This window comes from Methylosinus sp. Ce-a6 (genome assembly GCF_009811655.1).
Lineage (GTDB): Bacteria > Pseudomonadota > Alphaproteobacteria > Rhizobiales > Beijerinckiaceae > Methylosinus.
Window position 1 is genome coordinate 24,895 of record NZ_BGJX01000031.1, and the last position, 14,297, is coordinate 39,191.

Annotated in this window: 11 protein-coding genes and 1 tRNA gene; 11 read left to right on the forward strand and 1 reads right to left on the reverse strand. The window is 66.2% G+C overall.

The annotated features are described in order from the left end of the window. The first annotated feature begins 176 nt into the window (after positions 1–176). From ubiE to Mspo_RS15845, 3 genes are read left to right on the forward strand one after another with little or no spacing between them, the layout of a single operon-like run. Positions 177–938 carry a bifunctional demethylmenaquinone methyltransferase/2-methoxy-6-polyprenyl-1,4-benzoquinol methylase UbiE gene (ubiE, locus tag Mspo_RS15835; RefSeq protein ID WP_159731406.1) on the forward strand — a complete coding sequence of 254 codons (762 nt, stop codon included), beginning with the start codon at positions 177–179 and terminating at the stop codon, positions 936–938. Between the two features lie 31 nt (positions 939–969). After that, complete coding sequence (gene ubiB / locus Mspo_RS15840; RefSeq protein WP_159731408.1) at positions 970–2,532, forward strand: 2-polyprenylphenol 6-hydroxylase; 1,563 nt, start codon at positions 970–972, stop codon at positions 2,530–2,532. A 4-nt stretch (positions 2,533–2,536) separates the two neighbouring features. Continuing rightward, a complete protein-coding gene (locus Mspo_RS15845; protein ID WP_159731410.1) occupies positions 2,537–3,445 on the forward strand; it encodes a hypothetical protein in 909 nt (302 codons plus the stop codon). Between the two features lie 160 nt (positions 3,446–3,605). Here Mspo_RS15845 and Mspo_RS15850 read toward each other — a convergent pair whose 3' ends face one another. Next, positions 3,606–4,607, reverse strand: coding sequence for an adenosine kinase (locus Mspo_RS15850; RefSeq protein WP_159731412.1), 1,002 nt, complete (start codon positions 4,605–4,607; stop codon positions 3,606–3,608). Between the two features lie 441 nt (positions 4,608–5,048). Between Mspo_RS15850 and Mspo_RS15855 the strand changes: the two genes are divergently transcribed. The 8 genes from Mspo_RS15855 (at position 5,049) to Mspo_RS15890 (ending at position 14,261) form a co-directional block, all read left to right on the forward strand. Beyond that, positions 5,049–5,924 carry a phosphoribulokinase gene (locus Mspo_RS15855; RefSeq protein ID WP_159731414.1) on the forward strand — a complete coding sequence of 292 codons (876 nt, stop codon included), beginning with the start codon at positions 5,049–5,051 and terminating at the stop codon, positions 5,922–5,924. Positions 5,925–5,937: 13 nt separating this feature from the next. Next, positions 5,938–7,947 (forward strand): transketolase, encoded by a 2,010-nt coding sequence (gene tkt / locus Mspo_RS15860; RefSeq protein ID WP_159731416.1) that lies wholly within the window; start codon positions 5,938–5,940, stop codon positions 7,945–7,947. A 202-nt stretch (positions 7,948–8,149) separates the two neighbouring features. Beyond that, positions 8,150–9,235, forward strand: a complete 1,086-nt coding sequence (fba, locus tag Mspo_RS15865; RefSeq protein WP_159731418.1) for a class II fructose-bisphosphate aldolase — start codon at positions 8,150–8,152, stop codon at positions 9,233–9,235. A gap of 39 nt (positions 9,236–9,274) precedes the next feature. Then, complete coding sequence (locus tag Mspo_RS15870; RefSeq protein ID WP_159731420.1) at positions 9,275–9,508, forward strand: hypothetical protein; 234 nt, start codon at positions 9,275–9,277, stop codon at positions 9,506–9,508. A gap of 27 nt (positions 9,509–9,535) precedes the next feature. Continuing rightward, the gene (gene rpe / locus Mspo_RS15875) at positions 9,536–10,222 is read left to right on the forward strand and encodes a ribulose-phosphate 3-epimerase (RefSeq protein ID WP_159731422.1); all 687 of its coding nucleotides are present in this window, start codon (positions 9,536–9,538) and stop codon (positions 10,220–10,222) included. 83 nt (positions 10,223–10,305) lie between these two features. Beyond that, positions 10,306–11,796 (forward strand): pyruvate kinase, encoded by a 1,491-nt coding sequence (locus Mspo_RS15880; RefSeq protein WP_159731424.1) that lies wholly within the window; start codon positions 10,306–10,308, stop codon positions 11,794–11,796. A 79-nt stretch (positions 11,797–11,875) separates the two neighbouring features. Beyond that, positions 11,876–11,950 (forward strand) — tRNA-Gln (locus Mspo_RS15885). Between the two features lie 97 nt (positions 11,951–12,047). Beyond that, complete coding sequence (locus Mspo_RS15890; protein ID WP_159731426.1) at positions 12,048–14,261, forward strand: DUF6538 domain-containing protein; 2,214 nt, start codon at positions 12,048–12,050, stop codon at positions 14,259–14,261. Positions 14,262–14,297: the final 36 nt, after the last annotated feature.

The following is a 14,297-nucleotide window of genomic DNA, read 5'->3' on the forward strand; positions in this document are numbered from 1 at the left end:
GTCATTGCGAGCGCAGCGAAGCAACCTTCAGCCATGGGGCGGCTGAAGGATCGCTTCGTCGCTGCGCTCCTGGCGACGACGGCCGGCCGACCGTCCCCTCCTTTTCGCCCCCAGCCATAGCCATAGGCCGAAAGGCGCGTTATATCGCCCCGAACGCTATCCGGACGCGAGAGATTATGACATCGCAAAACGAGACCTCGACCCATTTCGGTTTCTCCGAAGTCGGATTGGACGAAAAACAAGGCCTCGTGGATGATGTCTTCCACAAGGTGGCGCGCCGCTACGACATTATGAACGATCTGATGTCGGGCGGAATGCACAGGCTATGGAAGGACGCCTTCGCCGCCAAGGTGCGCCCGTCGCGCCGCGGCCCCTTCCGCCATCTCGACGTCGCCGGCGGCACGGGCGACATCGCCTTCCGCATCGCCAAAGCCGCCGGGCCGGAGGCGGAGATCGTCGTGCTCGACATCAATGGCGACATGCTCGACGTCGGCCGCGACCGGGCCGTCCAGCGCGGCCTCTCCGACAAGGTCGAGTTCGTCCAGGCCAACGCCGAGTCCCTGCCCTTCCCGGACGCGCATTTCGACGCCTACACGATCGCCTTCGGCATTCGCAACGTGCCGCGCATAGATGTCGCGCTCAGCGAGGCGCATCGCGTGCTGAAGCCGGGCGGGCGGTTCCTGTGCCTGGAATTCTCGCAGGTCGCGGTTCCCGGCCTCGACAAGATCTACGAGGCCTATTCCTTCAATGTGATCCCGGCGATCGGCAAGCTCGTCGCCGGCGATTCCGAGCCCTATCGCTATCTCGTCGAATCGATCCGGCGCTTCCCCCGCGCGGAGGAATTCGAGCGGATGATCCGTCAGGCCGGCTTCCGCCGCACGGGCTTCGAGCGGCTGACCGGCGGCGTCGTGGCGATCCACTCCGGCTGGAAGCTCTGATCTTTCCTTACGAGACGAACGGCGGCTCTTCGTGCTCATCGGCTTCGGGCATTTCTTCCGACTGGCGCGCGCCGGCTACATTCTGGCGCGCGAAGGCGTGTTCAAGAGCGTCGATCCGGCCCTATTGCCCGTCCCGCTGCAATTTCTGCTGCGCTTCGGCAATCTCCTGGCCAAGCCCGGCGCCGGCGGCGCGCCGCAGGCGCTGGTGCGCGCCTTCGCGCAGATCGGCCCCTCCTATGTGAAGCTCGGCCAGTTTCTGGCGACGCGCCCGGATGTCGTCGGCGGCGAGATCGCCGACGCCCTGACCGCGCTTCAGGACCGCATGGAGCCCTTCGGTCGGCAGGCGGCGGTCGAGATCATCGAAAAGGCCTTCGGCAGGCCGATCGATCAGATCTTCGTCACTTTCGGCGAGCCGGTGGCGGCGGCCTCCATCGCCCAGGTGCATACCGCCCGCGTCGCCTATCCGGACGGCGAGCGCAAGGTCGCGGTGAAGGTGCTGCGGCCGGATGTCGAGCGCCAGTTCCGCCGCGACTTCGCCGATATGTATATTCTCGCCCACGCGGCGGAACGCTTCTCGTCCGAGGGGCGGCGGCTGCGGCTCATTCAGGTCGTCGACACGCTCGCCCGCTCGGTGAAGCTCGAGACGGATTTCCGCCTCGAGGCGGCGGCGGCCTCCGAGTTCCGCGACAATGTGGCCGACGACGCCGATATTCGCGCCCCCGGCGTCGATTGGGACCGCACGACGCGCGAGGTGCTGACGCTCGAATGGATCGTGGGCGCGCCGCTCTCCGACATCGCCCGTGTCGCCGCCCAGGGCCATGATCTCCAGGACCTCGGCCGCAAGGTGCTGCAGTCCTTCCTGCGCACGGCGATGCGCGACGGCTTCTTCCACGCCGACATGCATCAGGGCAATCTGTTCGTCGATCGCAAGGGACGGCTCGTCGCCATCGATTTCGGCATCATGGGCCGGCTCGGCCTCAAGGAGCGGCGGTTTCTGGCCGAAATCCTGTTCGGCTTCATCACGCGCGACTATAAGCGCGTCGCCGAAGTGCATTTCGAGGCGGGCTATGTGCCGCCCGTCCATTCGGTCGAGGAATTCTCGCAGGCCCTGCGCGCCATAGGCGAGCCGCTGCATACGGCGAATGCGCAGGATATCTCCATGGCGCGGTTGCTCACCCTGCTCTTCGAGGTGACGGCGCTGTTCGACATGCGCACGCGCACGGAGCTGGTGCTGCTGCAGAAAACCATGGTGGTGGCGGAAGGCGTCGCCCGCTCGCTCGATCCGACGCTGAACATATGGAAGACGTCCGATCCGGTCGTGCGCGGCTGGATCGCGGATAATCTCGGCCCCCAGGCCAAGCTCGAGGACGCCGGCAGGGCGGCCGTCGACGTCGCCAAATTCGCGACGCGGCTGCCCAAGCTCCTCGCCGATGCGGAGACCGCCGTCGAGACGCTGGCGGCGGCGGGCTCCAAGGGCTTGCTGCTCTCGGAAAAATCGCTCGAAGGGCTGGCGCGGGCGCGGCGGCGGGCGGATCGATGGTTCATGCTGGCCGTCGTTCTCGTGGCGCTGCTCGCAATCCACTGGATGAGATGAATCCATGATCGCGAAAGCCGCTCCGCTGGCGCTTCTTCTCGCCTTCGTTTCCCTCGCCGCCTCGGCCGCGACGCCAGAGGAGGCCTATCTCTCCTCCCGCGATCGCGCGATCGCCAAGCTCCGCAAGCTGGAGGCCGCCGGCAAGGCCGCCGGACAGGCGGAGGCGGACGAGCGCAAGGCGCTGGCCGAGTTCGGCGGCAAGATGGAGGCGATCATCGGCCCCGTCTCCGCGCCGGGCTTCCAGAAGCTCGGCAAATACAGCATAGAGACTTTGTTCGACGGAATCGGCGCGGATCAGCTCGACGGCCTCGCCTTTGCCGGCGACGACGACAAATCGCAGCTCACCATCTCGACGCAAGGTCTCGCCGAGGCCTTTCTGCGCGCCCATCGCAAGAGCTGGATCAAAAGCGAGAAGGCGCCCCAGTCACTCGGCGAGGCGCTGGCCTCGCCCTACTTCTACACCCTGGCGGTGAGCCCGGACGCCGGCGTCGAGAAATACGCCGATCTGCCCATCGCCAAGCCCGCCGCGGCGACGCTCGCCGCCGCAATGCTCGACCTACGCAGCCAGGACGACGCCGGCGGCGCCCTGCCCGACGAGATCATCGTCGCCGTCGCCAGCGGCGGGCGGCTCTATATTGCCTCGACGCCGGCCAAGGCGAAGATCGAGACGTCGCCCGTCTGCGAGAAGGCCTGGAGCGAGCATCAGGCCAAGGCCAAAAAGGCGATGGACTCCTATTCCGCCTCCGGCCGCGCCGACGAGAAGGATTTCGAGCAATATTCGAAGCTGCAGGAGGAAGGCTCGGCCGCCTTCCGCCGCTGCTTCGCCGAGCGCGCGAAGTCGGAGACATTCTTCGCCGATCTGACGCAGGAGGCGCAGGCGCTCGCCGATAGGCTGGCGACGGCGAAGCGCTGATCGCCAGCCTCGCCCGAGCATAAACAACGCGTCATTGCGAGCAAAGCGAAGCAATCCGGGGGCCGCCCCACGGCTCTGGATTGCTTCGTCGCTTACGCTCCTCGCAATGACGAGCCTGCTCGTCATTCCCCGCAGCGGGCGTTTCGCTGTCCCTCGGCCCTCAGGCGAGCAGGCCGTGGTCGCGGGCGAGCTGAAGCAAATCTTTCTGCGGCCGCGCGCCAACATGGGCGATGATCTCGGCCGCCGCCAGCGCGCCGAGCGAGGCGGCGCCCTCGTGAGGCAGGCCGCGGGCGAGGCCGGCGATGAAACCCGCCGCGAAGAGATCGCCGGCGCCCGTCGTGTCCACCACTTCCGTCACCGGGAAGGCGGGAACGGCGACGCATTTCTTCCCCTCGACGACGATGACGCCCTGCTCCGAGCGCGTGACGACGCCGAGCAGATTGCTTTCTGCGCCGAGCGCCTTCGCCGCCGTCGCGAAATCGGCGGTCTCATAGAGCGAATGCAGTTCGCTCTCATTGGCGAAGAGAATATCGACGAGGCCGTCGCGGACGAGGCCCAGGAACTCGCCGCGATAGCGATCGACGCAGAAAGCGTCCGACAGCGAGAGGGCGACGCGATTGCCGGCGGCGCGACTCGCCTTGGCCGCCTTCAGAAAGGCTTCCTTGGCGGCCGGCGGGTCCCAGAGATAGCCTTCGAGGTAGAGGATTTTGGAGGCGCGCACGAGCGCCTCGTCGACATCCCCCGGCCCGAGCGCCTGGCAGGCGCCGAGAAAAGTGTTCATGGTGCGCTGGCCGTCCGGCGTCACCAGAATGAGACAGCGCGCGGTCGCGGCGCCGTCCGTGGCGAAGGGCGTGTCGAAGGCGACGCCGGCCATGCGAATGTCATGAGCGAATTCGCGCCCGGCGTCATCGTCCTTCACCTTGCCGATGAAGGCCGCCGACAGCCCGAACCCCGCCGCGCCGACGAGCGTGTTGGCCCCGGAGCCGCCGGACATCACCGTCGTCGGCCCCATTGCGGAGTAGATTTCGGCGGCGCGGGCCTCGTCGACGAGCTGCATCGCGCCCTTGTGAAGGCCGGCGGCCACCAGCTGATCGTCCTCCGCGCGGGCCAGCGTGTCGACAATGGCGTTGCCGATGCCGAGGACGTCGTAGGTCGCGGTCATGAAATCACCTTGCGAACGAAAGGCGCGAGCGCCGGAAAGCCCTCTGTAATCGACGCGGCCGCGACGTCAACCGACCGCGCTTCCGAGCCGCCGGACGCCGGCCGCCGAGGAATGACGCGGAACGCCCTATGTTAATTGCTCAAATATTTGAAATTAATATATAAAGAATTGAATGAAGACGTTCTCGAGCCGCCCTGCGGCGGCGATCGAGATTTTTTTTCGGGGAGCCGAGCAAAGGCCCGCCTTTTCTTGTAGGAGAAGACGGCGGGGCCGCGCCCGAGGGGTCGTCCGGCGCGCGAAACGCAAGTGAGCTCGAGCGCTTTCCGCTCGAACGGAATCGTTCGAGCGACCAGAATTCGCTCCAGATGGAAAATTAGACCAGTCTGCGATCCGAAAGGATCGGCGGCTGGTGTGGAGTTACCGGCCGCGGTGGGCGTCGCAATGTCGATCAAACATCCGATCATCTCGATCACCGGCTCGTCCGGCGCGGGCACGAGCTCGGTCAAGCAGACCTTCGAGCAGATCTTCCGCCGCGAGAAAGTGGAGGTCGCCTATGTGGAGGGCGACTCCTTCCATCGCTACGACCGCGACGAAATGAAAATGGCAATGGCCGAGGCGCAGGCGCGCGGCAACGCCCATTTCAGCCATTTCGGCCCGCAGGCCAATCTGCTCGGCGAGCTCGAAACCTTGTTCAAGGAATATGGCGAGACCGGAACCGGTCAATATCGCCATTACGTCCATGACGAGAACGAGGCCGCCGTGCTGCATTCGCCGCCCGGAACCTTCACGCCCTGGCGCGAGCTGCCGGCCAACACGGATCTCTTGTTCTACGAGGGCCTGCACGGCGCCGTCGTGACCGAGGAGGTGAATGTCGCCCGCTACGCCGATTTGAAGATCGGCGTCGTGCCGGTCATCAATCTCGAATGGACGCAGAAGCTCCATCGCGACCGTAACACGCGCGGCTATACGACGGAGGCCGTCACCGAGACGATCCTGCGCCGGATGCACGATTATGTGTATTACATCTGCCCGCAATTCTCGGAGACGGACATCAACTTCCAGCGCGCCGCGACGGTGGACACCTCCAATCCTTTCGTCGCCCGCTCGATCCCGAGCCCGGACGAGTCGATCGTCGTGATCCGCTTTCGCGATCCGCGCGGCGTCGATTTCCCCTATCTCGTGACGATGATCGCCGGCAGCTGGATGTCGCGCGCCAATTCCATCGTCATTCCGGGCAATAAGCTCGATCTCGCCATGCAGCTCATACTCACGCCGCGGATATTGGAGCTGATGAAACGCAAACGTGGCGAAGCCTGAGGAAACGAACCCGATGTCGAATGTTTTGGAGACTGTCGCCGAAGTCGCCGCGGCCGAGGACGAGCGCCGCGCCGCCAATGCGATCCGCGCGCTGGCGATGGACGCGGTGGAGAAGGCCAAATCCGGCCATCCCGGCATGCCGATGGGCATGGCCGACGTCGCCACTGTGCTGTTTCGGCAATTCGTGAAATTCGACGCCTCCACGCCCGACTGGCCCGACCGCGACCGTTTCGTGCTGTCGGCGGGCCATGGCTCCATGCTGCTCTACGCTCTCCTCTATCTGCTCGGCTATCCGGGCGTCTCGATCGACGATCTGAAGAACTTCCGCCAGCTCGATGCGAAGACGCCGGGCCATCCCGAATTCGGCCATACGGTCGGCGTCGAGACGACGACCGGCCCGCTCGGCCAGGGTCTCGCCACGGCCGTCGGCCTCGCGCTGGCGGAGCGGCTGCAGGCGGCGCGCTTCGGCGACGAGATCGTCGATCATCGCACCTATGTCATCGCCGGCGACGGCTGTTTGATGGAGGGCGTGAGCCATGAGGCGATCGACCTCGCCGGCCATCTGCGCCTCGGCCGTCTCATCGTGCTGTGGGACGACAATGGCATTTCCATCGACGGGCCGACGACGCTCTCGACCTCCACCGACCAGATCGCGCGCTTTGCCGCATCCGGCTGGCATGTGCAGCGCGTCGACGGCCATGCGCCGGCGGAAATCGCCGAAGCGCTCGCCAAGGCGCAGCAGGATCCGCGGCCCTCGCTCATCGCCTGCCGCAGCGTCATCGGCTATGGCGCGCCCGGCAAGCAGGGCAAGGAGACGGTTCATGGCGCGCCGCTCGGCGCGAGCGAGATAGAGCTCGCCCGCGCCGAGCTCGGCTGGCCCTATGAGCCTTTCGACATTCCGGCGAAAACGCTGGAGAATTGGCGCGCCTCGGGGCGCCGCGGCGAAGGGGAGCGGCTCGCCTGGGAGCAGCGCCTTTCCGCCTCGGGAAGGCGCGACGAATTCGAGCGTTTTCTGAAGGGCGACATCGCCGGCGAGATCGCCGCGCCGCTGCGCGCGCTGCGCGAAAAATTCGCCGCCGAGCGGCCCAAGGTGGCGACGCGCAAATCCTCCGAGACCGTGCTCGGCGTCGTCAATGAGGCGACGAAGGCGACGATCGGCGGCTCCGCCGATCTCACCCATTCGAACTTCACCATCACCAAGGGTCTCGGCTCGGTTTCGGCGGAGAATTTCTCCGGCCGCTACATTCACTATGGCGTGCGCGAGCATGGCATGGCGGCGGCGATGAACGGCATCGCCCTGCATGGCGGCTTCGTCCCCTATGGCGGCACATTTCTCGTCTTTTCCGATTATGCGCGCGGCGCGATCCGCCTCTCCGCGCTGATGGGCCAGCGCGTCGTCTATGTGCTGACGCATGATTCGATCGGCCTCGGCGAGGACGGGCCGACGCATCAGCCGATCGAGCATCTCGCCTCGCTGCGCGCCATGCCCAATCTCTATGTCTTCCGCCCCGCGGATGCGATCGAGACGGCGGAATGCTGGGAGATCGCGCTCAATGCGAAGACGACGCCGTCGCTCTTGAGCCTGTCGCGGCAAAATCTGGCGACGCTGGAGCGGCCGATCGGCGAAAATCTCTCCGCCCGCGGCGCCTATGTGCTGCGCGAGCCGAGCGGCGGGCGCGAGGCGACGCTCATCGCCACCGGCTCCGAGGTGCAGATCGCGCTCGCCGCGGCCGATCTCCTGTGGGCGCGCGGCACGCGCGCGGCCGTCGTCTCCATGCCCTGCTGGGAGCTGTTCGAGACGCAGTCCCCGACCTATCGCGCCAGCGTGCTGGGCTCGGCGCCGCGCGTCGCCGTGGAGGCCGCCGCGCGGCTCGGCTGGGACCGCTGGATCGGCGAGCGCGGGGCTTTCGTCGGCATGACGGGATTCGGCGCCAGCGCGCCCGCGGATGCGCTCTACGCCCGATTCGGGATCACGGCGGCGGGCGTGGCCGACGCCGCCGAGGCCCTGCTCGCGCAGCGCTGACGCTTGGCCGGCGCGCGGCCGGGCTCGGTCCGCGCGCCGGATTTTTAAAGAACGGAACTGGTTTCCCGGCGAGCGGCGGCGGGGGGTGATGACATCCTCGGCGCTCCGCTATATCGCTATCGAAAGAATCGAAAACGCGACGCCGCATTGCTCGGGCGGCGCCGCCGAGGACGCGAATCCCGACGCTCGGAGGATACCGCACATGGCGCTCATCACCCTGAGACAATTGCTCGACCATGCCGCCGAGCACGACTATGGCGTGCCGGCCTTCAACATCAACAATATGGAGCAGGGCCTCGCGGTGATGGAGGCCGCGGCCTCGGTCGACGCGCCGGTCATCATCCAGGCGAGCCGCGGCGCCCGCTCCTACGCCAATGACGTGATGCTGGCCAAGATGATCGAGGCGCTGGCGATCATGTATCCCGACATTCCGCTGGTCATGCATCAGGACCATGGCAATAGCGAAGCGACCTGCGCCAGCGCCATTCGCTTCGGCTTCACCTCGGTGATGATGGACGGCTCGCTCGAGGCGGACGGCAAGACGCCGGCGAGCTATGACTACAATGTCGCGGTGACGCGCCGCGTCGTCGACCTCGCCCATTGGGTCGGAGCCTCGGTGGAGGGCGAGCTCGGCGTGCTGGGCTCGCTCGAGACCGGAGAAGGCGAGAAAGAAGACGGCCATGGCGCCGAGGGCAAGCTCAGCCACGACCAGCTGCTGACCGACCCCGATCAGGCCGTGGATTTTGTCGCGCGCACCAAGGTCGATGCGCTGGCCATCGCCATGGGCACCTCGCACGGCGCCTATAAATTCACGCGCAAGCCGGATGGCGCCATTCTGGCGATGCATGTGGTGGAGGAGATCCACCGCCGCCTGCCCGACACGCATCTCGTGATGCACGGCTCCTCCTCCGTGCCGCAGGAGCTGCAGGACGCATTCAACGCCGCCGGCGGCGAGATGCCGCAGACATGGGGCGTGCCGGTCGAGGAAATCCAGCGCGGCATCAAATATGGCGTGCGCAAGATCAACATCGACACCGACTGCCGCATCGCCGTCACCGCCTCCATCCGCAAGACTCTGCTCGACAACAAGGGCGAGTTCGACCCGCGCAAATATCTGAAGCCGGCGCAGGAGGCGATGCGCAAAGTGTGCAAGCAGCGCTACGAGGAATTCAGCGCGGCGGGCCAGGCGAACAAGATCAAGCCGATCCCGCTCGCCGACATGGCCAAGCGCTATGCGAGCGGCGCGCTCGATCCGCGCATCGCCGGGGCGAAGGCCGCGGCGGAGTAGACGGCGGCGGCCGCCGACGGGACGAGAAAGGCGTTGAGAATGGGAGACGAACCCGAGAATCCGACGTCGGCGATATTGCGTCGCCTCGACGCCGAGATCGACGGCGTCGCGCTCGACATACGCGACATCGAACATCGCCTCACGGCGCTCGAGGTCGCGGTCGCCAATCTGGCCGCGACCGAAGCCAGTCATTACGCCAATGTCGCGCTCCGCGCAGATCGCACGGATGATCGTCTGGACCGCGTCGAAAAGCGCCTCAGCCTCGCGGACTGAGATCGGTCGGCCGAAAGGAGTGAAGCAATGAACGGCGGAATCGTCGTCGCCCCATCCATCCTCTCCGCCGATTTCGCGCGGCTCGGCGAGGAAGTGCGCGACGTCGTTGCCGCCGGCGCCGATTGGATTCATCTCGATGTGATGGACGGGCATTTCGTGCCCAACATCACCTTCGGGCCCGCTGTGGTGAAGGCGCTGCGCCCGCACGCCTCATGCGTCTTCGACGCGCATCTGATGATCGAGCCGGTCGATCCTTATGTCGAGGCCTTCGCCAAGGCCGGCGCCGACGTCATTACCCTGCATGCCGAGGCGGGCGCGCATCTGCATCGCTCGCTGCGGCTCATCCGCTCGCTCGGCAAGAAGGCGGGCGTCTCGCTCAATCCGGGAACCGGCGAACGCGCGCTCGACTATGTGCTCGACGACGTCGATCTCATTCTGGTGATGAGCGTCGATCCGGGCTTCGGCGGCCAGAGCTTCATTCCCTCGCAGCTCGACAAGATCCGCCGCATCCGCGAGATGATCGGACGCCGCGATATCTTCCTCGAGGTCGACGGCGGCGTCACGCCGCAGACGGCGACGTCGATCGTCGAGGCGGGCGCCGATGTGCTCGTCGCCGGCTCCGCCATATTCGCCGGCGCGGGCGCCGATTCCTACCGCCGCAACATTGCGGCGCTGCGCGAGGCGGCCGCGGCGGCGGGCGCGCTCGCCGTGTGACGGGTCGTCACGGGCCGAAGTGACGAAAACGTCACAAAGGAGGAAGAGAGCTTCGGCGCCCAGTCTCGAGCAGATATCATCCGATGAATGACGCCACTCACAGGCCGGCGAGCGAGGCTCGCTCCGATCTCCTGAACCTTCTGACCGCTGTGTCGCGATTGCGAGAGGAGGTCGTCGCCGACGGCCGCGAGCTCATCCGCGGCTGGGGCGGCCCATTTTCCGGCGAAGCTGCTCCGGGGATCGAGAATCTCGCGCATTATCTCGCTCTGCGCCGCCGCGATCTCAGCGAATTGCAGTCGCGCCTCTCGGCCTTCGGCCTGTCGTCTCTCGGCCGCAGCGAAGCGAAAGTGATCGAGGCGCTGGACGCCCTATTGGCCACGCTTCGGCGGCTCGACGGCGAGGCCGACGCCCCCTACCCCGCGCTCTGCGCCATGCGCGCCGGCGAGGATGCGATCGGCGCCGCGCGCGATCGAATCTTCGGCCCCGTCCCCTCGACGCCCCACGCCGTCGTGATGGTCACGCTGCCGAGCGAGGCCGCGAGCGACGCTTCCCTCGTCCGCCGCCTGATGGAGGCCGGCATGGGCTGCGCGCGCATCAATTGCGCCCATGACGACGCCGCGGCCTGGGAGGCGATGATCGCCAATATTCGCGCGGCCGAGCGCGCGCTCGGGCGCTCCTGCCGCGTGCTGATGGATCTGGCGGGGCCCAAATGCCGGATCGAGCAATTGCGCGCGCCGGAGAAGCTGCGCCTCTACCGCGGCGACCGTTTCTCGATGGTCGCCACGCTCGATCCACGCGCCAGCGGGCCTGTGGCTGTCCGGCCCTCCTTTCCGGAGGCGATCGGCCAGCTCGCGCCCGGCGCGGAAGTTTGGATCAATGACGGCAAGATCGGCGCGCGCGTCGTCGGCGCGAGCGCGGACGGCGTGGAGCTCGAAGTGTTCAGCGCGCGCGGCAAGGGCGAGCGGCTGAAGGTCGAGAAAGGGCTCAATTTTCCGACCATCGATCTGCGCCTGCCGCCGTTGACGCCCAAGGACTTCCGCGACCTCGACTTCGTCGCCGCCAACGCCGATCTCGTCGGCTTCTCCTTCGTGCAGGAGACCGCCGACGTGGACCTGCTCCAGGACCATCTCGCGGCGCGGCGCGGCGAGCGGCCGAAGCAGACCATCGTGCTGAAGATCGAGACGCCGCTCGCCGTGCGCAATCTGCCGCGGCTCATCATCCGATCGGCGCTGCATCATCCGACAGCGGTGATGATCGCGCGCGGCGATCTCGCCGTCGAGCTCGGCTTCGCCCGGCTCTCGGAGATGCAGGAGGAGATTTTGTGGCTCTGCGAGGCGGCGCATGTGCCAGTGATCTGGGCGACGCAGGTGCTGGACCAATTCATCAAGGACGGCGCGCCGAGCCGCGCGGAGACGACCGACGCCGCCATGGCGCAACGCGCCGAATGCGTGATGCTGAACAAGGGCCCCTTCCTCTGCGAGGCGGTGACGTTCCTCAGGGACGTGCTGGCGCGCATGGACCGCCATCAATCGAAGAAATTCGCGCGCTTCACGCCGCTGCGGGCCTGGAGCTGAGCTGCGCGAAACGGTTGCGGAGGCGACGCCGGCGCATTATGGGATAGCCGCCGCCACGCGTCTGCGCCGGGCGGCGCGATGGGGCGTCGCCAAGTGGTAAGGCAGCGGATTTTGATTCCGCCATACGGAGGTTCGAATCCTCCCGCCCCAGCCAGAATTCCGCAAATCATTGGAATCGCTAGAAAATCGTCTTAGCTGGGGCGAGTTCCACATCCCTTGTGACACATGGCTGGTACACCACGGAGCCTCTCGTGCCCGCCATACCCCATGTCGTGCGTCGCGGCGCATTCTACTATTGGCGGCGGCGACTGCCGTCGGCGCTTGCCGAATCGAGAAATTCTGCGACCCTGATTCTCGGCCTGGGCGCCAGCAACCCGAGGAGAGCGCGCTACCTCGCCGGCCAGATTTCCGCGCTCGCCGATCGTTGTTTCTTTCCGGCCGCCATGACCAGTCGCCTCTCCCAGCAGCAAATCCAGAAGGTGTTCCGCGTCGTCTTCACGCAACACCTCGACAAGCTCGAGGCCGTGACGGCGCGCGAACGCGCGGAGGATGATTTCGATCCTGAGAAGAGCCGCCGCAGCGAGCGCGTGATGGGTCACGTCTATCGCCTGCTCGAGACACGCGGCCGCGCCGCCGTCGTCGACGAACGCGCCGCCGCGCAAATGGCTGCGCAGGGGATTGCGCAGGACGAGATCGCCGAGATCGCCTTCATGCTCGATCTCATGCAGCGCCAAAACGTCGCCGCCGAAAAGAAGGAGCGACTCGCGACGCTCGTCGAGGAGGTCGGCGGCGAGCCCAATCCGATGAACCTCGCGCTCGCCCAGGAGACGGTCTACCGGGCCTTCGCCGAGGCGAATTTTCAGTCGGAGCGCCGGCATGACGGCGTGCGAGTCGAGATCGAGAAGACCATCGCCGACATTCTGAAGGATCACGCCAAGGCGCCCCGCGACTCGGTCGATCACGCCGAGACGAGGCTCGTCGTTGCGCCCCTCGCCTCATCCCCGATTGTCGTCCATCGAGAAGCGGCCGCGGAGACGGCCGAAGGCGCCCGAACCGAACATGCGGCGCCGTTGGCCGCCTCTGCGCCGCCGCCACCTGCCGACCCCGCGCCCGTGCTCACGCCGACGCCGAGTCCCGCCAAGGTGGCGAGAACGAAGCCGTTGACGCTCGACGAGCATCCATTCGTCGTGCTCGCCGAGGGGGTCATCAAGAAGAATACGGACGCCAAGGCTTGGGACACGAAAACCCAGCGTCAGGTGCGTCAGATTTCGCGGCTTTTCGCGAGGCTCCTCCTCGAGCAGGGCGTCGTCGAGTTCGAAGACATCCACCAGAAGCACCTGGGCGATCTCGACGATCTTTTCGGCGCCGTCGCCAAGAGCTACGGCCGCAGCCCGCGGGACAATTTCCGGACGCTCGATCAGCTTCGCGCGATCGGCGCGGCCAAGCCGCCATCGGAGCGCGGTCTGGTCGCCGGAACCGTCAATCGCCATTTTTCATTTCTGGGCCAGATCCTCGCCCATATTCGAAGCCGCGGCCACAAGCTCGACCGGGACATCGACATGACGCTGATGCGTCGCAAGTCCACGGAACGCGGGCGCGCGAAGCGCGGACTCCTGACCAAAGCCGACGCCGCCGCCATCTTCCGCCTCGCCTTCTTTACCGGCTGCGCCGGTTGGAAAGACGACGAGGTCCTGATCCCAGGCCCGCACGTCTTCCACCGCGCGCTGTATTTCGCGACGCTCATGCTCCACTACACCGGAGCGCGGCGCGAGGAAATCTGCGGCCTCTCCGTCCACGACGTGGCCTCCGTCGACGCGGTGATCGACGGCGAGATACAACGCCTCCACTATATAAAGATCGGAACGAGCGAAATTCGGCGCATCAAGAATCTGTATTCCGAGCGCTCGGTCGTCCTGCACCCAGAGCTCATCCGCCTCGGCTTTCTCGACTATGTCGCGGCCGTGAGAGCGCTCGGCTATGAGATGGTCTTCCCCGATCTCAAATCGCCGACATCCTCGTCACCTCTGGGCGATCGGCTCTACGACGAGCTGATCGACGGGCTGCACCAAGCCATTCCCGATGCCAAGGAGCGCAAGAAAGTCATCCATTCGATGCGCAAGTCTTTCGGCAATTCATTGAAGCAGGAGGGGATTCATAGCGAGATTCGGAGCGACATCATGGGGCATTCGGGCGCCACCCCGACCGAGGAAATCTACTGCGACGCGATCGCGCTCGCCGACATGCTGCCGAGCATCATGAAGATTCCGATCGTGACAACGCATCTACAGCCGCAGCCGATCCGCCTGTTGCCTTGGGTGGAGACAAAGCTGCCGCCGCCGTTCTCGCGGAAGCGGAAGGAGGCGGATGGCGCGGGTCCGGGACGCAGGCGGACGAGAAAAATAAAGGGGGAACTGGACCGCTGTTGTCGAGTCGCCCGGAGGAATTTCACCCCCGGGCGCTCCTAGAACCGTGCATGAACCTCTCGACTCACACGGCTCCCG

Coding starts and splice junctions, on each gene's coding strand:
- ubiE (WP_159731406.1), top strand. CDS start 177: ATGACATCGCAAAACGAGACCTCGACCCATTTCGGTTTCTCCGAAGTC.
- Mspo_RS15845 (WP_159731410.1), top strand. CDS start 2,537: ATGATCGCGAAAGCCGCTCCGCTGGCGCTTCTTCTCGCCTTCGTTTCC.
- Mspo_RS15850 (WP_159731412.1), bottom strand. CDS start 4,607: ATGACCGCGACCTACGACGTCCTCGGCATCGGCAACGCCATTGTCGAC.
- Mspo_RS15855 (WP_159731414.1), top strand. CDS start 5,049: ATGTCGATCAAACATCCGATCATCTCGATCACCGGCTCGTCCGGCGCG.
- tkt (WP_159731416.1), top strand. CDS start 5,938: ATGTCGAATGTTTTGGAGACTGTCGCCGAAGTCGCCGCGGCCGAGGAC.
- fba (WP_159731418.1), top strand. CDS start 8,150: ATGGCGCTCATCACCCTGAGACAATTGCTCGACCATGCCGCCGAGCAC.
- Mspo_RS15870 (WP_159731420.1), top strand. CDS start 9,275: ATGGGAGACGAACCCGAGAATCCGACGTCGGCGATATTGCGTCGCCTC.
- rpe (WP_159731422.1), top strand. CDS start 9,536: ATGAACGGCGGAATCGTCGTCGCCCCATCCATCCTCTCCGCCGATTTC.
- Mspo_RS15880 (WP_159731424.1), top strand. CDS start 10,306: ATGAATGACGCCACTCACAGGCCGGCGAGCGAGGCTCGCTCCGATCTC.